Annotated in this window: 18 protein-coding genes; 8 read left to right on the top strand and 10 right to left on the bottom strand. The window is 22.6% G+C overall.

What is annotated here, in order from left to right:
* Positions 1-405: 405 nt before the first annotated feature.
* Together ACXX87_RS00425 and metK are read right to left on the bottom strand one after the other, a co-directional pair.
* Positions 406-1,398: a TM1812 family CRISPR-associated protein gene (locus ACXX87_RS00425; RefSeq protein ID WP_458573068.1), complete on the bottom strand. Its 993-nt coding sequence runs from the start codon at positions 1,396-1,398 to the stop codon at positions 406-408.
* On the bottom strand, positions 1,399-2,535 hold the full coding sequence (gene metK, locus ACXX87_RS00420; RefSeq protein ID WP_458573067.1) for a methionine adenosyltransferase: 1,137 nt from the start codon (positions 2,533-2,535) through the stop codon (positions 1,399-1,401).
* Between the two features lie 1,218 nt (positions 2,536-3,753).
* Between metK and ACXX87_RS00415 the strand changes: the two genes are divergently transcribed.
* From ACXX87_RS00415 to ACXX87_RS00390, 6 genes are all read left to right on the top strand, one after another.
* Positions 3,754-4,785, top strand: coding sequence for a hypothetical protein (locus ACXX87_RS00415; RefSeq protein ID WP_436358658.1), 1,032 nt, complete (start codon positions 3,754-3,756; stop codon positions 4,783-4,785).
* A gap of 17 nt (positions 4,786-4,802) precedes the next feature.
* The gene (locus tag ACXX87_RS00410; RefSeq protein ID WP_458560378.1) at positions 4,803-5,882 is read left to right on the top strand and encodes an SPFH domain-containing protein; all 1,080 of its coding nucleotides are present in this window, start codon (positions 4,803-4,805) and stop codon (positions 5,880-5,882) included.
* A gap of 105 nt (positions 5,883-5,987) precedes the next feature.
* Positions 5,988-6,674 (top strand): hypothetical protein, encoded by a 687-nt coding sequence (locus ACXX87_RS00405; RefSeq protein ID WP_458560377.1) that lies wholly within the window; start codon positions 5,988-5,990, stop codon positions 6,672-6,674.
* 279 nt (positions 6,675-6,953) lie between these two features.
* Entirely contained in the window at positions 6,954-8,990 is a 2,037-nt protein-coding gene (locus ACXX87_RS00400) for a hypothetical protein (protein ID WP_458573066.1), read from the top strand.
* Complete coding sequence (locus ACXX87_RS00395) at positions 8,962-9,336, top strand: hypothetical protein (protein ID WP_458573065.1); 375 nt, start codon at positions 8,962-8,964, stop codon at positions 9,334-9,336. Before ACXX87_RS00400 ends, ACXX87_RS00395 begins: the two co-directional genes overlap by 29 nt.
* Before the next feature lie 49 nt (positions 9,337-9,385).
* On the top strand, positions 9,386-9,838 hold the full coding sequence (locus ACXX87_RS00390; RefSeq protein WP_458573064.1) for a hypothetical protein: 453 nt from the start codon (positions 9,386-9,388) through the stop codon (positions 9,836-9,838).
* 1,024 nt (positions 9,839-10,862) lie between these two features.
* On the opposite strand, the gene ACXX87_RS00385 is transcribed toward ACXX87_RS00390, so the two are convergent.
* From ACXX87_RS00385 to trmB, 8 genes are all read right to left on the bottom strand, one after another.
* A complete protein-coding gene (locus ACXX87_RS00385) occupies positions 10,863-11,309 on the bottom strand; it encodes a hypothetical protein (RefSeq protein WP_458573063.1) in 447 nt (148 codons plus the stop codon).
* A 209-nt stretch (positions 11,310-11,518) separates the two neighbouring features.
* Positions 11,519-11,731, bottom strand: a complete 213-nt coding sequence (locus ACXX87_RS00380; RefSeq protein WP_458559645.1) for a hypothetical protein — start codon at positions 11,729-11,731, stop codon at positions 11,519-11,521.
* The gene (locus tag ACXX87_RS00375) at positions 11,724-12,554 is read right to left on the bottom strand and encodes a nucleotidyl transferase AbiEii/AbiGii toxin family protein (RefSeq protein ID WP_458557380.1); all 831 of its coding nucleotides are present in this window, start codon (positions 12,552-12,554) and stop codon (positions 11,724-11,726) included. The genes ACXX87_RS00380 and ACXX87_RS00375 overlap by 8 nt, the downstream gene beginning before the upstream one ends.
* Positions 12,555-12,570: 16 nt before the next feature.
* Complete coding sequence (locus ACXX87_RS00370; protein WP_458573062.1) at positions 12,571-13,197, bottom strand: type IV toxin-antitoxin system AbiEi family antitoxin domain-containing protein; 627 nt, start codon at positions 13,195-13,197, stop codon at positions 12,571-12,573.
* 8 nt (positions 13,198-13,205) lie between these two features.
* On the bottom strand, positions 13,206-13,784 hold the full coding sequence (locus tag ACXX87_RS00365) for a DUF6088 family protein (protein ID WP_458573061.1): 579 nt from the start codon (positions 13,782-13,784) through the stop codon (positions 13,206-13,208).
* 224 nt (positions 13,785-14,008) lie between these two features.
* A complete protein-coding gene (locus ACXX87_RS00360) occupies positions 14,009-15,373 on the bottom strand; it encodes a M17 family metallopeptidase (protein WP_458573060.1) in 1,365 nt (454 codons plus the stop codon).
* Between the two features lie 92 nt (positions 15,374-15,465).
* Entirely contained in the window at positions 15,466-16,296 is an 831-nt protein-coding gene (locus ACXX87_RS00355; protein WP_458573059.1) for a hypothetical protein, read from the bottom strand.
* A 104-nt stretch (positions 16,297-16,400) separates the two neighbouring features.
* The gene (gene trmB / locus ACXX87_RS00350) at positions 16,401-17,012 is read right to left on the bottom strand and encodes a tRNA (guanosine(46)-N7)-methyltransferase TrmB (RefSeq protein WP_436358852.1); all 612 of its coding nucleotides are present in this window, start codon (positions 17,010-17,012) and stop codon (positions 16,401-16,403) included.
* 448 nt (positions 17,013-17,460) lie between these two features.
* Here trmB and ACXX87_RS00345 point away from each other — a divergent pair, with 448 nt between their 5' ends.
* The gene (locus tag ACXX87_RS00345) at positions 17,461-19,626 is read left to right on the top strand and encodes a S8 family serine peptidase (protein ID WP_458573058.1); all 2,166 of its coding nucleotides are present in this window, start codon (positions 17,461-17,463) and stop codon (positions 19,624-19,626) included.
* Between the two features lies 1 nt (position 19,627).
* The gene (locus tag ACXX87_RS00340; protein ID WP_458573057.1) at positions 19,628-20,455 is read left to right on the top strand and encodes a hypothetical protein; all 828 of its coding nucleotides are present in this window, start codon (positions 19,628-19,630) and stop codon (positions 20,453-20,455) included.
* The last annotated feature ends 116 nt before the right edge of the window (positions 20,456-20,571 follow it).

Here is a 20,571-nt window from a genome sequence, read left to right as displayed (position 1 = left end):
TTTTTTTTCCAACTGCTTTATTTTTTTTGATTTGATTTTTTAGTTTGTGATTCTGATTTCATAATTAAATTATAATGTTTTTATTAGCTAATATTTTTTTTATTTGAAGAAATAACTTTTAAAATTCCTTTTCTTTTAAATTCTAATGTGTCATTATAGTTGTATTTCTTTTTATATGAATTTAACCACATAAACAAAAAGTCACATTTTATATTGGGAATGGGGTAACATTTTATTTTTGTTTTAATAAAAAAAAATAAAAAAAATAAAAAAAAATAAAAAATAATATGGTAGAATTTATTTATTGAAAGAACGGTCGCTAATTGGCGGATCCCTTATTTATGTCCGTTTTTTAGGCTTGGTATGGGGAACAAAGAAAACTCACTTTTAAAGTGAGTTTTTAAATTAAATAATAGACTTATAAATTTCATGTACTTTTTTAAATTTATTTTTAACCATATCTTCATTAATTCTCTTTTTTTCTTCAATAATCAATAAATCAAAAATATATGGTAATGCTGGAAAAAAATTTTCATCTATCCTATATAGAAATTTTATTTCCTTACTAATAATCAACTTAAAATTCTTTTTTTCTTTTAATTTTCCTTGAATAATTTCATTTATTTCTAATATAAAAAAATATTGAATGTTTTTAGAGTGGGCTAAAAAATTTCTTAATTTAGAAATGAAACTTAATATACTTAAAAATTCATCCACTTCTTCTGTTATATTAATAAGTTCTCTAACTAATTCCTTCTTTTTTTGTTCATCTAAAAATTTATTTTTTTTATTTAATATTTTTTCTAAGAGAAATTTTAAATTTCCTATAGTAAATTCTTCTATATTGATTCAAATATAATTAGATTTATTTAAAACTTTTTCCTTAAATTTATTAAAACTCTTAATATCTTCTTTAGAATTGTTAATAAAAGTTTTTTCTAAAAAAACAATTCATTCTTTTCCTGAAAATCCTGTATTCAACATCCATTTACCAATATTGTTTGCAAGAATAGTTTTTATTCTTCTTTCTATTTCTAACACAATGTTTAAGAAGAATTCAGAAAATTTTTTATTATTTTCATTATACTTTTTTAATTTATCATATGTAAATCATTTTTCATAAATATGTTCATTATTTATTTTATCCTTTTCATAAAAGAATTGAAAAAAGTTGAAAAATTTATTTTTTTCCTTTCACTTTCCTAATATATATTTTCAATCTAATAACTCATCTTTTTTGATTTTAGCAAAAACCATTTTAAAAGGAGTAAAGTAATTGATGTAATTATTATTTTTTAAATTTTTTAGTGTATCATGTCTTTCCTTAGGAAAAATTTTCATTTTTTTTGTATTTATTAATCTGTCTAACTGCTCTTCAAAAGTAAGGTATTTTTTCATCTATCTCTTTTTAAGTATATTTTCTATTTCATTTACCTTATTTAATCTTTCTCAAGGTAAATCTAAATCATTTCTTCCAAAGTGTCCAAATGAAGCAGTTTGTTGATAAATAGGTTGTTTAAGATTTAAATCATTAATAATTCCTGCTGGTGTTAAATTAAATGTTTTATCAATGATTTCTAAGATAAATTCATCACTATAATTAGATGTGTTGAAAGTATTAACATTAATGGAAATTGGTTTGCTTATACCGATGGCATAAGATAATTGAATTTCAATTTTTTTTGCTACTTTTGCGGCAACTAAATTTTTAGCCACTCATCTTGCTGCGTAGGCAGCACTTCTGTCTACTTTTGTATAATCTTTTCCACTAAAGGCTCCACCTCCATGTTTTGCAGCACCACCGTAGGTATCAACTATTATTTTTCTCCCTGTTAATCCAGCATCGCCAATAGGACCACCTATTGTAAATTTACCTGTAGGATTTATTAAGATTTTATAGTCATTATTTAAATTATACTTATTAGAAATAAATAGCATAATCTCTTCTTTTATAAAGGATTTAAAGGCATTTTCGTCATAATTAGCATCATGTTGAATTGACATAAGTATAGTATCAATTCTAATATTTTTTTCATCTGTATAATCAATAGTTACTTGACTTTTCATATCAGACTTTGCTCATTTAAATTTATGACTTACTCTTAACTCTTCTGCTCTTTTTACTAATGCATGAGCAAGTGTAATTGCTAAAGGCATAAATTCAGGTGTTTCATCGGTTGCATAACCAAACATAATACCTTGATCACCTGCTCCTATTTCTCCATCTTTTTTGTCAACTCCTTGGTTGATATCTGGACTTTGACTATTAACGTTAGAAACAATTGTAAAGTCACTTTCATTATATCCTAATTTCTTAACTGTATTTCAAGCTACTTTAACAACGTCTACATAAGTCTTAGTTGTTATTTCTCCTCCTATGATAATTAATCTATTAGAAGCCATAACTTCACATGCAACTCTTGCATCTGGATCTTTCTTTAGAATAGCATCTAATACTCCATCACTAATTTGATCACATATTTTATCTGGATGTCCTTTTCCTACACTTTCACTTGTAAATAATTTTTTATACATTTTTCTCCTTGTTATTTGTTTTTTTAAAAAATAAAATTCTCTAATTTACAAAAGAGAATTTTTGGAACATTAAAGATTTCTATACATGACAGATATTTAATATCCCAAGGGTTTCCACCTTGCATTGCAGGTTGGCTCACTTCAAAGTTCCCTTAAACTCAGTGACTCTTAATGTATTTTTTTACACTAAAATGATACAACATTTTTCCAAAAATAAAAAAAAATAATTTTTTTTGGCAAAAAGTTAAAAAAATGGTAAAATTTTAATGAAAAATAAACTTTTTGGCAAAATGAACCAATTTTTACCCCCCAAAAATTTAAGAAAAATAGGATTTTGCAAAAATTGAGTTATATTTTTCAAATATGCCTGTTTTTCCCATATATTTGGAAAAAATAGTTAATAAAAAGTAAACAAAATAGTAACATAATATTTCGTATAAAGTTTATTCTTTTTAACAAGAATCTTTCTTATTTTTGTTTTGAGTTTCCTCAAAATTAAAGAAATAAAAATTTCAATTAATAATTTTCTCTCTGATTTTAAAGAGAGATTTTTTTATTTTTATTAAATTAAAATATTTGAGTTGTAGTTATAAAAATTGAAGTTAATGTAAAATTGTTTTTAAATGATTTAGTCTAGTTTTTATTCTTTATACTTCTTCTTTTCTACATAGTTGTAAAATGGTGCTTGTAAGTCTTGTAATAAATTTCAATATATTATTTTTATTTGTATATAAATAATTTAATATTCTTTGGTATTAGGAATTTTTACTAAATAGCTTAATTTAATTTTTTTTGATTTGTTATTCAAACTTTAATTTTGTAGTTACCTATATTATTTATTAAGTTTTTTATTAATATAAAATAAGAATTTTGAAAATCATATAGGATTCAACTATTTTGAATTAAAAGAAAAAAAATTGAGTTGATTTCAAAATTAAGTACTTCTAATTTTAATTACTAATATTATCTACTTATTTTGTTTTAATAAATTAAAAATTTTATTAATATATTTTGATTTATAATTAATCTTTTTGAAAATATTTATTTCTTAAATTTATTTTTTATTTATATTAAATAATTAAAAAATTTTGTATATTTACAAGAAAAATACAACTCTTTTTTTCTTTAAATTTAGTCTAAAAACAAAGAAAAATGGACTTTTTTACCAAAATCTTTGTTTTTTTTTTTTTTGTATAATGCTTTATGAAAGGAGGTTTTATGAATAATAAAAAATCAATTATTTCTAAATTATTTTATTTATTGAAAGGTTATACATATTTTGAAGAAAGTTGAGAAAATGTTTTAACATCAGGAAAATTAGATGAAGTTGATATGAGTGAAGAGTGAACTTGAAAATGACATTTAGAAGGTTATAAAAATAAGAAAACAAATAAAATTAATGAATTTTCTCTTTCCTATGAATATGATTATAAACAATATCAAACTATTTCAAATTTAGTTCATCCTATTACTGTAAAATCAGAATCTAAATCTGAACCAAAATATTTTTATAATTCCGATGTCAATACCTTAGAAGAAATTTATAAATTAGCAGGAAATGAATCTGTATTAGAATGTTTTAAAAATCCAACATTAAAAGACAAATCTTTAGATGAATGATTAAATTTTGATGCTAAATTTAAAAATTATACATTCAATCCATTTTCTTTAGAAAATATAATCTATGTTGCTTTTAATGAAAAAGAAGTAATATTTAAAAAATATCTAATTAGAAAAATTGTTGAAAAAATTGCAATTGAATTCTTCAATAATGCAAAAGAAAATGTTAAAAGAAGCAAATCTTTAGAACAAGCTGAAATTTTGGATTTTAAAATTTATAAAACCAAGATACTAGATAAATTAAAAGACTATTCTTTGGTTGAAATTTCAGAAAAAACAATTGAAACTTGTTGAAATGAAATTATTAAATTAAAAATAAAAGAATATGAAAAAGAAGCATATACAAATTCAGAAAAAGTATTAATATTTTCAAATTCATCAGCTTTTGAATTGGCACTTAAAAATCACAATCCTTACTATCAAGCAGGAGAATTTATACTTTTACAAGATGCTGATGAAGAGAATAGTAATCCAAATCCAAAATATGGAAGCATAAAAATTAGCGGGCAAGAAAAGAAAGTCCTTGCAGCACAAGGACAAGGTTTTCTTGAAGCGGGTACTATGGTTAATATTCAAAGAGAAAAGCATGGAATCTTTTATGTGACTAAAGTTAAAAAAATAAAAAATTAAGAAAGGATGTTTAAAAAATGATATATATAATTATATCTGTTATTGCTGCAGTTATCGTAATAGGTGCTGGTGTTTGATTCTTTTTAAAGAAAAAGAAAGAAAAAGAAGCACAAAGAAAAAAAGCAGCTTTTGAAAGAAAAAAATCAGAATTAAGAACTAAAATAGAAACTCTAAAATCTCCTGATAAAGAAAATAATTTAGCAAAACTTAATTCTATGCAAGTTGAAAATAATACAATTAAGGATTTAGAGACTTTCAGTACAGAAATCGATAATTTAATAGCTAAAATGCTTTTAGAAGAAAAAGAAAGACAAGAAAGAGAAAGACAAAAAAGAAGAATCGATCTTGCTGAAAACGAGTTTACTGTTATTGAAAACAAAAATACAAAAATCATTACCCAATTTTTAAAAACTCCTGGAACATATTACTGAGAAGAAGATGAACAAATTAAAACTTCTTTATTTGAAAACGAAGGAGCAAGCAAAGCAACTTTTGGTTTAGACGAAACTCCAATGAGATTTGATATTAACAAATTGTTTACCAAAGATAACAAAAGATTAAATATTGAATTAGTATTAATGTGAAAGGTTTTAGAACCAGAATTATTTTATAGACAAAAAGAAGCTCATAAGAAAAAATTAGAAATTGGTGTTAAAAACTCTATTTCAGATTTTATAAGAAGCAAAAATTGAGAAGAATTATCAGGTATAAACAATCAACTAAAATCTAATTTATTAAAAGAAATTGAATCAATTATATCTAATACAGGTTTAGAAATAGTTAATTTAAATAATGATATTAATTTAGACGAAGATGATGTTAAAGCATTAAAAGAAATTAACACAGCAGAAGAAAAAAGTAAAATTAAAAAACTTGAAACAGAAGATGAATATTACAGATTAAAAAGATTAGCAGAAGCAGAAAGAGACTATATTGAAATTATAAAATCTGCAAATATTTCAGAAGAAGTATTAGTTTGAAAAGCCATTGATAAATTATCCGATTTAATCAAATCAAAAAACACTAATACTCTAGTTGTTTCTCCAAATTTAAAAGAAACAGCATTAGAAATTATAAGAAAAGATTCTAAAATCTAGTAAAAAGAAAAATACTTAAACATAAACAAGAAAGTAAATTTTGAATACAATATTTATTTTGTTGTTTATTTTTTGTAATAAATAAATAATAAAAAAAGGAGAACAATGAAATTAAAAGAATTTGCAAAATTCCCAGCAAAAGCAGTACCACTTACTAGTTTTGTATTTGATATATTTGCTATATTATTATATTTAAGTATTGCAGTTATAATGGGATTACATTTATATAAATCAATAATAAAATACAAAGAAGAAAACCAAATTAAAACACTACCACAATTATACTGAGCAAAAGCAAAAATTTTAATGCCAATAGCAGCACTATTAAGTATATTTTTATCATATTCATACACACAAATTATTAGTGGTTCAGGAGTAGCACCTAAAACATTATTAACCGGAGCTACTATTGCTAGTGTGACTCATAATATTACCGCTGTTACAATAGTAAGTAGTATAGTATCAATTTTAGTAATAAGTGTTGCGCTTGCTAACTTTGTATATGCGTTATACTTCTTAATTAGTGAACTTATTAAAGTATCAAAAGACAAAAATGCAGTTGTATCTATACCATCTGTATTAAAAGAACGAATTGTTATATCATTTCCACATATATTTTTCTTAGGATTAGTAAAAGTTTTCTTATCACAACCAGGGATTTTAACAGGGACTAGTGAAATACCACTGGCAATCCTAAACTTTGTAACTGGTGGAGTAATTGATTTAGCAGGAATAAATATGATAGCTGCTACATTAACTGACTTAAGAGCATTAGCAGCAGCAAAACAATAAGATTATATTTAGGAGAAAGTAATAAATATAGACAGAAAAACTTAACCTAATATTAAGTTTTTTGTCTCACTTTATTGTTGAAAGAGATTCTAATACAAATGAAATTCTCTTAAAAACTAAAAAAGAAGGAGAATTTTCCAATTACGCTTGAAAAATTTATGAAGAGTTTAAAAATTATATAAAAGTTAACAAGTAAAAATAGAAATAAAAAAACCGAAAATACCTAAAACAAGGCAAAATCGGTTAATATTTGATTTTCAACTGGGAAACTCAGTAATATTGTTTGTATTTGTATTTGTAGTTGTAATTTTAAAAGCATTATTTACTTGGGCGTTTGATTATATAATTACATTTGGTACTAATACAATATTACTATTATTTAAGAGTTTTTCAATTATAGTAGAATCAATAGCATATAATCCCCGTAAAGATACAGTTTATGAAAATATTGAACAATGATGAATTAACTGAAAAAATTTAGTATTTAACGTTGGATATCTTACAGTGTTTATTTTATTTCAATTAATATTTGTATTATTTAAAGATTCAGCAATTCAATTTCTATTTAGACAAAACTTTGCTTCTTCTATTAATAATTTATTTGTATTTTTAATTGGAATAGTATTTTTTGGAATTTCAATTGAAGTATATAATAAATGGGGTAATGACTTAGCTGCTAGATGAGATGTAGAATTTTATGCTGAATTACCTCAACCATTTGAAAAAATTAAAGAAGCTATTGGTGGTGCTGTTAAACTTGCTGCCAAAGTCGGTGGTGTTGGAGCATTTCTTGGTAAAAACGCAAAAGGTAAATTTTTAGGAACCGGGGTTGGACAGAAATATTTAGAGAAAAAAGCAAATGTTGTTTCAAAATATTCAGAGAAAATAAGAGATAGTGCTTTTGGACAGTCAAAAATCGGTAAAAAACTATTATCTAATAAAAAATTAACTAATTGAGAAACTGCTATTAAAAAGAAACAAGTTCGTCAAGGTAAAGGTGAGTATGTAACATCACAAAAATACTCTGAAAAAAGACAAGCTAAGACTAATAAAATATTTCAACAGGCATCACAAAAACTATCCAGCGATAATATTAAAGCAAAAGTTAGAGAAAAGTATAATGATTTTCAAAATACTAACAAAGGTATCTACGATAGATTTAAAGAACAGTTTGATAAAGGGATAGTTACTAAAAATACAGATGAAAAATTATTAACAAATAACCAATTACAATTAAATAATCTAAAAACAGATAATAAACCATTAATTGATAAACTAAATGCCTTACCTGCTAAATTTACAGAAACAACAAAAGAGGGTAATAATACACCAATTAATACCATTCAAAAAGAAACAATCATTAAAGAATCTAAAACCGATATTAAAGAATCTAAAACCGATATTAAAGAAATTAAATCTGAAAAAATTAAAGAAACCGTTACAAATAACAAAGAAAGTATTAAAGAAACTGTTAATAAAGAACATATCAGTAATAATAATGTAATCAACACTATTACAAACAACAATAACACAGATAATAATACTATTACAAACGACATTAATAAAGCAACCAATTCAACACCTAACGATAATGTATCAGATACTAATAAAGTAGAAAAAATTAATGATAATATTGATAAAGTAAATACTGAAAAAGATAATAATAACATTAATAACAATACCGATAATACAATCAAATCAGAACCTAATAAAGTTGAAGAAAAACCACAAGATGTAGCAAAAGGAACTAAACAAGAAGAAAAAATTGAAGATAATAATAAAAATACTGAACTAAATGAAAATGAAACCAAAAAAGTTAAAGACGAAATAAAAACCAAAGATGTTAATAAAAACGTTAAAAATAATATAAATATTACTGAAAAAACAGATAAATCTAACGACGATAAATTTGGAAGATTAATTATTAACTTTGAAAACATATCTAAAACAAGACAACAAAATAAACCAGAAGAAAATAAACCAGAAGAAAATAAACCAGAAGAAAATAAAGCAGAAGAAAATAAAGCAGATTGAATAATTGATTTAGACAATACAACAAAAGATAATAAACCAGAAGTAGATAATATAGAGAACAATAAACCAGATTGAATAATTGATTTAGACAATACAACAGAAGAAAATTCTATAAATACTACAAACAATATTAAAAAATTAGAAGATGTTACTGTTGAAAATATAGATAATAAATCAGAACAAAACAATAATATATCTAATAACAATATCGAAATAGTTGTAGATAAAAATATTAAAGAAAAATCAGAATTAGATGATAAAATTAAAAAACCAAAAAAATAGTAAAAAATCTAATAATACAAGCAAAATTAAAGATGATAAAATAGATAAAACTAAAATAGACAATAAAATTAATAATAGCGATAGTAAAAAAGTTAAAACTACTAAAACTGATAAAATTAAATTAGATGAAGATAAAAATAAATCACTAAAAACAACTAAACCAAAAAAAGTAGTTAAAAACAATACTGATAAAAAACCAAACTATGATTTAGGGATAAATTATTTAAACAACTCATTAAGCAAAGAAAAAACAAAACAATCATTAGAGATAAATAAAAAAACAAAAAACAATTATGATTTAAAACAATGAGTAAAAGATAATTTTAAAGATAAACCTAAAAAATAACATAAACAAATAATAAATCAAAAAAAATTAATTAAAAAGGAGACAAACAATGATATTAAGATGATATAAAAATGGAAATGAAAATGATTGTGAAAGATTTAAATCAGGTATTTATAGTGAAATAGTTAAATGATTAAAAGAAAAGAAAGTAATACCTTATAATTTTGAAGACTTTAATCAAAAACATATGGATAACATAATGAAATTATTAAGTGATTATGATTCCCCCAAAGGAGTTGATTATAGAGTAATTAAACCAGTAGAAGATGAGTTACATACAATAGAATTAATGATTGACAGAGATAAATTTGGGGAATTATTTTATTGTAAGACAGAAGTAACTAACATATGAAGTAACATTTCAGCCGAAATAGATGAATTAATGAATAATATATCAGATGAAACACTAAAAGAAAAATTAAAACCATTTCAAGATAAAATTACAGAGGAATTATTTTATTGATTAGATTATTTTGAAAACAGAAGGCAACTTGGAAAATAGTTGTTTTTTTTATTACTTTAATTAGGAGATAATAGAAAATACTACCACTAAAACCTATTATCTTATAATCTTAAAATATTATGAATTGTTAAAAAAATTAAAACTCACAAAAACACAATGCTACGCATTCACAAAAACACCGTTATTTTCAACAGAAATTTTTTCTGGTATTTACACTCCCAAAGCAAAACCGTTTAAAATACGCAAAATATAAGCGTTACAGGGGGTGTTTTATATTAATAGTTATTTTGGAATTTATAATATTAGTATTTATAGGTATTTTATCAGTAAATTACAATAGATAAACATTATAAAATTAGCACCACAATCGATACTAAAACCTATCTGTGCGTTTATTGTAACTAATTATTAAATTTGTTGCGTTAGAATTATTAAATAAAAAAAACTGAAACATACAATATTTTATAACACCATTTAATATATACTTTTTGTTGCTTTTAAGTAATTATTAGATTTAAGCAACAGGTAATATTACTCTATGGTGTTTTTTTTATACTATTTTTTTAGTTAAACCAATATAACAAAATACTCGCAACTAAATATTTTCTCTAAATTAATACTGTAATAATACCTAAAATATGTGCGTTTGAGTTGATTACAATGTATTGCACTCTTTTATACTAATTTTTATTATTTATCGCACAAATTTTATCTATTTATTCTATTAGTGGTGCTTTTATAATAATTTATTACATTTACTGTTGTAAAAAATAAAAAACACCATCGAAATAGTGTCTAATTATGTTCTATTCAAAACGTGTGGGTCCTTTATACTATTATTATACCAAAAAAAATAGCATATAAATTATAATATTTAAACCTACTGACGCTATGCTTCAATTAAAATATACTCTGTAACAGCTAGAAATTCGATATAATCAACGATAATGTAAATTTACACCGAAGAATTTCTGTCGATTTTAACTATGTTTTTGTGCATCTTTAAAATTACTAAAAAAAATAGATGCCAGGCATCTAAATAAATCTTAATCACAGCAATTATCTAAAATATATCACTGTCTTCATTAAAATAACTTAATTTTTGGTTTTCTATCTCTTTTGGACTTACTGCGTTATTTTCTACTAATCTATTTATTCTTTTATCTTCTACTAATCTATTTAAATTTTTATCTTCTAATAAATCATCTATTTTATCTAACGAAACATCATTGTTTTTACTTTCAATTTTTTTAGTTCCTTGATTATTAATTAATTTATTTTGGTTAGAACCTCGGGATAAATAGTTTTGACTCATATCAATATTAATTATTTTTGAACTGTTATCACTATTATCGGTGTTATTAATTGTTGTGGTGTAAGTTTGAGTTAAATAATTAGAAATAATAGGTGCGTATTGTGAATATAAGTTATTATATAGTGAATTTTCTTTTCTTCTAATTAACGTTCAATCTCATAAATAATATAAACCTATCATTACTACTTGAAACATTCAAAATCATATAGATAAATTTAACTTGCTAAAGCGACTAACTATTATAATCCCGTAAAATACAATCATAATAAATAATAGATGCTGAATTTAAACAAGGTAAAATAGGTTAATATTTAATTTTTAACTGCGAAACACAGGAAAATAAAGAATTTAGTAAAAAAACAAAAATTTATTACACTTCCTAAACTACCTGAATAAAAATTTATTTATATTCTAACTGATGTGAATCCACATAAATCTTGTATTTCTAAAAATATTTTTACTTGATTTTTTAATATAATTTCTAATTCAAACAAATCTAAAGTATTATTTTTAAAAAACTCATATAAATAATTACTAAATTCACTACTATCTAATTGTTTTTTATTACGATAATATTTATATTTTTTTATAAACTCTAATTCTTTACTATTATTCATTGAAAATCCTTTGTAATAATTCTTGTAATTTATTTAATATTTCTTCTAATTTTAAATCACTTTTAATATTAATTTTATAAATATCTCATAATTTTTGTATATTATTTGAATTTTTAACTTTAAGAATTGTATTAATCATAGTATTTATATTAAAAACGGTTTGACGATGGTTAAAAACTAAATTAATTACTTGCTTTAAACTATTTATTTCTACATTATTTATTAAAAAATTAAAATCAAAGAAATCTTTAAACCTAGATGTATTAACTCCTAATTCATATAAAGAGTGTAATTTTTCAGCAAAAACAGTTTCTAAAGGAAATTCTTGTAATTTAAAAGGTTGTTTTTCTAATGTATTATAAACATTATTAACAATTTTTGGATAAATAACGTCTTTAATTGTAATATCAATATGAAAAAATGTTTCTATTTTATTTAAAGATGCTTTAAGGTATATTCTAATGCCACCATATAATTCTTGTTCTCTAATATTTTCTGTTTTTGGTAACACTTGGAATTTAATTTGTGAATTTGTTCTTATTATTTCTTTGATTTTGCTTTCGATTAAATTTATATCATTATTTAAACTTAAAAAATCAATATCTTTAGTTCATCTCTTATCTAACCCTAATTTGTTTAGTAATAGCATCCCTCCTTTAACTACAAATTCTTTATTATATTTAGATTCTGCTACTAATTTTAAAAACTCTAACATAAAAAAGGTGTTTAATGCTGTATTTGGAGGTAATTTATATTTATTATTGATATGTTTCACTTTATTTTTTACAGAATCACTATAATTTTTTATTAATTTATTACTCATATTTACTTCCTTGTTTTTATTTTAAATTCGCTAATTCTCTCATTTTCTCTCAAACACCTAAATAATTTAATATTGCTTTAATTTCATATTGAACTTTGAATTTTTTAGCATAATATAATAATCGTTTTATGTTAGTAGGATGGATAGGTTCTAATAGATAAGTTTTTCATGCTTTTAAATATATTTCCTTAATCATATTTTTTCTGTCTTTATAAATATCTATTAAAGTTCTTTCCATATTATAAATTTTTATAGGTAATCCTCACTGATTTTTTATTGTAACAACACCTAAATTTAAGAGTTTTTTATTTACATTGTAAATTTTGTATTCGGATTTAATACTTTTGTTTGAAGTGGTAAAATGATTAAGTCAAATATGATGGTCTGTTAAATTTCAGTAATATAAAGCGTTTAAATGACTAACAATAACATTTTTGTGTTTGGATTGGAAAGTAAATTCTTCGTCTAAGTTAAAATAATCACAATGCACGTAAAAACCTTTTATTTTGTGTTTTTCTAATTTATTTTTTTTGTATAAATAATAAAGGTATCAAGTAGGAATATTATTATCTTTTAAAATTTTTGCACTAATTAATCCATTATATTTGTTAATTATTTTTTCAATTTGTTCTAAATGTTTCATAGTAGTCCTTAAATTTTTTGAATAATATTAAAAATCCAATTTGGTAATTTTTTAATTTTATCTGTAAAGTGTACTTTATTCTTGTTTTTAAAATTTTTTAATATTTCTATATTTTCTTCACTTATATTAGGTCCTAGTGTTTTTATACTTTGTATAACTAAATTTTGATATAAATTAAAACCATTAATTAAATTATTGCTTGTTTTTTTGAAAACAATATCTCAATTTTTATATTTGTATTTTTTATAGTTTCAATTTGTTAAAAATAAACAAACATTTGGTACTTGAGTTGAAATACCCGTCATATTCAATGCAGTATTTCCTGTAGGAGTTAAAATAAAATCATACTTTTTTGCAATTTTTTCTGCCAGTTCTATAGGAGAAGGCAAAGAATATTCATCTAATAGTCTTATATAATTTGGATAAACAAAAAAACCTCTCATTAAGTGTTGAATTTTACCTTTGTTTTTTAATCGTAACAAAGCAGATTTTATTGTATTTACAGAAGCTAAATTTAGAAAATCAGAAACAGTAAATATTTGTCCCCTATTTTTATACATTATTTCTTCTATTTGTTTACTTATCATATTTTTCCTTTATTTCTTTATTTTGCACTAAATAACATAAACTTTTTGGTGAATTTATACAAAATTATTATATCACAATCTTACATTTTTGCACCAAATAATATATACTTTTTGGTGCATTTTTATATTGAATATTTATATATTTTTTATGATTAATAAAGGAAAAATAAAAAATTTAGTAAAAAAACACAAACAGATTTGTTTGTGTTTGTAATTTATCTTTATTATTTTTTGTTTAATGCATATTGAACTAATGTTTTAACCATTACACCCATAGGTTTTTCACCTGTTTCTGCTGTTCCAGCAATGTCTAAATGAGCAAAATATTTTCCTTCTGCAAATTCTTTCAAGAACATAGCAGCAGAAATAGAACCACCATTTCCAGTTAAGTCAGTATTTTTTAAATCTGCTACTGTTGAACCTTTAATAAATTTAGCAAAATCATCGTGTAAAGGCATTCTTCAAATTAATTCATTTTGTTGTCTTGAAGCTTCATCTAATTTATTTCATAAGCAATCACAAGTTGAGAATGTTCCTGTGAATGTATGTCCAAGAGCTACTAAAATAGCACCTGTTAATGTAGCTACTGTAATAACCGCAGTTGCTTTTAAGTTTCTAATAGCATATGTCATTCCATCAGCAAGAACTAATCTTCCTTCAGCATCTGTGTTATTGATTTCCACTGTTTTTCCATTCATTGAAGTTCAAACAGCATCTGGTAAATTAGCATCACCATTTACTCTGTTGTCAGTAATTGCTAATACTGCAGCAACGTTTGCTTTAGGATTCAATTGTGCAATTGCATTTAATGCTGAAGCTACTATTGCAGCTCCTGACATGTCGTATTTCATTCCAAGCATACTTCTTCCGGTTTTAATGTTGTATCCACCAGAGTCAAAAGTAATACCTTTTCCAACAAATGCAACTTTTTCTTCTGAATCAGGATTTCCGTTGTATTCAATAGCAACTAATCTTGGTTCATACATAGAACCTTTATTAACAGATAATAAAAGACCCATTCCAAGTTTTTCAATTTCTTTTTTATTTAAAACAGTAACTTTTAAATTTTTAAATTGTGAAACTTGTTCTTTTACTTTTTCTGCTAATCATTCTGAGTTACAAATGTTTGGAGGTGTTGCTTGTAAATTTCTTGCAAAATTTACTGATTCAACTAACACTTTTGTTTTTTTAAGTTCAGCATCTAAAGAACTTAGATTACTTACTAAAACATATAAATCATGTTTTTCTTCTTTTTTGTTTGTTTTTACGTTGTAAATATTTGCATTTACAAATTCATATTTTTCTAGTAATCTTGTTGCAAGTGTTGTTAATGAAACTTCTTCATTTACAAAACTTTCAAGTTTGACTTCATAAACTCTTGATAATGAAACAAGTTTATCTAATAAAGTATCTAAATCACTTAATTTAAACTCTGATTTATCTCCTAAAAACATTACAGCTTTTTTCTCTGTAATAAATTCAGTTAAAGCGAATTTTTTTTCAATAACATTTGAATCAAACTTTTCACCTTTGAATACAGCTTCAAGTGAAAAGTTAGAATTTGTTAATTTTTCTATAAATTTAATCATTTTTCTCCTATTCTTATAATAAATATATTTTAAACTTTTTTTTAAATTTTTATCTTTTTTTATTAAAAAAGCACAAACATCTTGTTAAATGTTTATGCTTGAAGTTTTTTCAACAATTTTATTCTAAATATAAAACCGAAAAAAGGTTTTAAAATTACTAAATAAGAAAGTATTGAACAGAATAAGAAAATGAAAAAGACAAAAATATTTGATAGAAAAATAATTAAAATTAAAGAACTAATTCAAGCTGTAAAAAATAGCAATTTTAAACCAATTAAAAAGAAAATCTCTTTATTTATGTATTTATATAAAGCATTATTATTTAGATCATTTTGCTCTTGATTTTTAATTATATTTTTTATATAAACTAGTAAGAACATTAATTTAAATTTGTAAAAATGCTTTTTATATCAGTTAAAAATTATATTTTCAACTAAATTATTAGATATATTTATATTTTGTTTTTCAGTTAATTTTATTTTATTATTTGTTTCATTTTTAATCATAAATTGAAAATGCTTTAAACAAGAAAAATCATCTATATGGTTTTTTCTAAATACAAAGGAAATTAACTCTTTTTGATCCTTTATTTGAAATAAACTATAATCTATTTTTCCTTTTGTATTGTACTCTTTATGAGAATATTTTTTACATTCTTTAAAAGCAAGAAATACTCATAAAGGATGAAGTAAAATATAAATAATAATTCCGCTAGTAGCAACTAAAAATTTTAAATAGAAACTTGTTTCTGGATTATTATTTCACTCTTGAAGTAAAAATACAGAGCACATCAAAAATACAAATAAAAACACGAAACTTATAAACAAAGGAAAAAACAGAATAAAATAAATTTTTCTTTTTATATCAATTTCTAAATCACTATCATTTAGATTCAAAAAGACTATGTTTTTAAATAATCACATAAAAACATAAGAACCAAAAAAAGGAAATAAATATATTTCTTTTGAAAGTTTTAAGTTAGTAAAATAATTTCAAAAAAGATAATTCTTATTATTTATATACATAATTATTTATTAAATTTAACTTCCAAATAATTTATATTTTTGCCTTTATCTGATCATTTTTTTTCATAACCCGTCATAATATTATTTTTAGAAAGGTCACTATTATGAAAATCCCTTGTTAGATTTATAATATTTGCCCCAAATTCCTGTATAGATTCAATACTATATTCAAATAAACCATCATTATCAGTTTTAAATTTTAATAAACCATTTGGAGATAATAAATTTTGATAAATATTTAAAAAATCTTTATAAGTAAGTCTTCTTTTATAGTGTCTTTTTTTAGGTCAAGGATCTGAAAAAGTTAGTCAAATTAAATCTACCTTTCCTTCTAATAAATTGGGTAATTCTGCAATATCTTTATTAATTATTTTAAAATTTTTTAAATTTAATTTCTTTGCTTTTTTCATAGATTTTAAAGCAACTGTAGGATATTTTTCAATCCCTATATACATAATATTAGGATTATTTTGAGCAAGTTGAACTAACATTTCACCTTTTCCCATACCCATTTCAAGTACAGTGTTAGAATTCACTTTAAAAGGAAATTCAGTTATTAAATATTCGCTTTCTAAAAGTAATTCTGTTGCATTTGGTATATTTCTTAATCTCATATCAAAATAATACTAAAATTTATTTTTTAAACAAGAAATAAATAAATTTCAACACAAAATTCTAAAAACCAAAATAATAAGATATCATTAAATAAAAGGCTTTTTATTTAACAAAAAAAATCTTTTAATAAAAGTTAGTTTTAACAAAAAATACATCAAAAAATATTATTAGCATAATATAGCATATTTTTTGATTTTATTTTGAAGATTTTGCAAAAAAGTATTATAATGAAATTATGGTTGCAGGAGGAAAAATGAAAATAACTAAAAATATTATCATTCGTAATATAAACAAGTTAATTATTAAAATTAACCAGTATTTTCATTTTTACTTTTTTAGGACTTTAAAATAAATTTATCTATTTAATTAAATAATAAACTAAAAAGAAAATCCTAATTAAGTTTAGGATTTTTTGCAACCTTTTTAAATAAAATAAAGGAGAAAATTATGAAAAAGAAAAATAAATTTTTATTTACTCTTATGCCAATAACTGGTTTATTAAGTCCATTTGTTTTAGGCGTAAGTATGAATCTTAATGATTCACAACAAAAAAATAATAAAGAAAACAAAAAATTAAATATTTATGAATTTTTAAGTAAATTAAAAAATTATTCAACTGAAAGTTTTTCAGAAAATCCAACAAAAGAAGATAAAATGGTAAGTGATTTTGTTGAATCTCTACCAAGAAGAGAAGTGTTTAGATTATATACAAACGTTTTTGTAGATGATAATTTAGATAATAATCTCAAAATTGAAAAATATTCAAAAGAAAATAAAAAAGTTTTAGATTTACTTTTAAGCGAACTTAAAGATAAAAATATTGTTAAATATTCTTATTATTCTGAAATTCTTCCTATGATAAGCATAGAAGTAGATTTGGAAAATGTAAATAAATTTGCAGAATTTTTAGACAATAAAAAAGAATTTGCTAACTATTCTAAAGAACAAATAGTAGCAACTTTATCTTTTAAAGATGTAGCTGAAAGATTAATTACTAAGTATTGTATTGACAAACCAGATGATTTGGGAAAATGTCTATTATATGATCAAGATACAGGAAAAGCAAGTACAAGTTCTAGCAACTATAATCCTTATAGTAGCAATGATTGAACTTATAGACAACACAAAAATTCCTATTCTTCAAGTTCATCATCCAGTTCTACTTCAACTAAAAAAGAAGAACCCAAAAAGAAAGAAGAAAGTTGATATTATTTATCTACTTCAGACTACAAAACACATTTTAGAAAACAATTAGATTTAATTAATGATGACTATGATGAAACAAAAGTAAAAATTGACAAAAAAACTAATGAACCAGAAGGGGTTTATAGAACAAAAGTAGGAGTTCTTGAAAATATTAATTTAAGAAAAGATAATAATTTATTTAAATTTAATAATTTGGTTTCTGAAACTAAAACTCCAATAGAAGAACAAATGGATCATAAGGAAGAAGTAGCTAGTTTAATTTCTTCTAAAGAAGGAGTCGATCCTTTTGCAAAAATTTATGATTTGTTACTTTCAACCAGGAGAATTAATAGTTCTAAATATACTTTTACTTTCAATAATATGTATAATTTAGAAAAACTCTTAAAAACTTCAGTTTCAAAAGGAATTCAAGTAATAAACGGAAGTTTTGGTTATGGTTCTTCTAATCCATATTCCCCAATTACTTTAAGAACTTCTTATGATAACATTGCATATTTTTTAGATTTATTTACTAAAAAATATAAAATTATTTTTGTATTTTCTGCAGGAAATCATAAAGATGATTACATAAACAACAATTTTCACGGAATGAAATTAGGTTTAAATACAATAAAAGTTGCAGCACTTGACACAGAAACAAAAAAATCTACTTCTTTTTCAGTTAACTCTAGTAACTCTTACTATTTTTCACAAGATTATCCAAATATTACAGTAGCTGCTCCAGGAACAAATTATGATTTTAAATTTATTGAAAATTCTAAAGATGAGCAAGGTACAAGTTTTGCTGCTCCACTAGTAACAGGAGTAATTTCTAAGTTATATAGAAATTTTCCAAAAGTTAGAAATAAACCAGTATCAATATTTTCTTTAATAGGTGTTTCATCTGATTTATTTAATGAATTTAGTAAAAATTTAATTAATGGAACAGGTTATAATCAAGATTTTGGAGCAGGAATTTTAAACTATAAAAAAGCAAAAGAGGCAGTAGATAGTTTAAGAGAATTTACAATAAAAGGAGATAGAGAAAAAGGGAAATTAGATGAAACTGTAAAAGAATTAGAATTAAAAGATAATTCAATACTAAAAATTAGTTCAGCATGATTATTTAATGGTTTTGAAAAAGAAATTCCTGAAAATATATATATTGGTAAAAAAGATAAAAATTACTTTGAAGAAGAGTTTAAAAATAATAATGTTGTAACAGATTTCAATATTGTTTTAGAATATTGAAATAGCCAAACAAAAGAATGAGAAAAAGTTAAAGAAACTACATCAGTTAAATCTAATAAAGAAATTTTAAATATCAAAATAAGTAAATCAGGAAAATATAGATATTATCTTTATAAACAAAATTCATCCATCTCACAATTAGATGATGAAGTTGCTATAAGTCATTTAGTAGAATAAAATGAAAAAAATTAAATTATTAATCCCTGTTGTCATTGGTGGTTTATCTTTATTTTCTTTTATTTCTTGTCACGAAAATAAAGAAAATATACAGAAAAAAGATAATGAATTTAAATTTATTTTCGAAAAACCTGCTCACAATAAATATCATAATCCTGATGAATTATTCAAAGAATGAAATCAAGTTAAATACAAAAAATATTTTTTATCGGAGTACGGAGACTGAGTAGTATACAAAAATCATTTAACTTCTTTTTTCTTTGAAAATCCTTTTAAAAAAGAAAATTTCAAATATGATTTTAGTTTATCTCCATTTAGTCAAGAAGACAAAAAACATATTTTTGACTTTGATTTAAACCATTTGCGTCAATTTATAGCAATAAGTAATTATAAACAATTTAAATTTTTTATGAATGATTTACGTGTTGCTTTTAATTTTAAAAATTTAAAGAAAACCCATACTTCTCTTCTATTTTTCGATTTTGATTTTTTAAATAATTTTGAAACTAATAATGCGTTTTATGTAATAAAAAAATCATTAATTCAATCTATGATTAAAACAACTGATTTAGATAATGATGAAGCAATAGAAGAAAAATTAAAAAATTATTTCTCTAAAAAGATAGTATTGTTTTCTTTATTGGTAGAAACAAGAAGTAGATTAACTGAAGAAGTAAAAACTGTTCACATAAAATTTCCTAAAACAAATAATCTTAAAGATTTAATTGAAGAAAATTTAACTAATGAGAAAAATCAAGATAAATATGATCGTGATTGAGATTATCCGCTCGCTTTTGAATTTCATGAATTAGAAAAAGATAATAGTTAAGGTATATAAAAATGAGAAAAATTAAATTATTATTACCAGTACTTACAACAATTTCAACACTAACTTTTCTCGTTTCTTGTCACGAAAATAAAGAAAATATACAGAAAAAAGATAAT

This window comes from Mycoplasma sp. 613B (assembly GCF_054343485.1).
The sequence above is the reverse complement of the archived record's forward strand: the minus strand, read 5'-3'. Positions and strand labels throughout refer to the sequence as shown.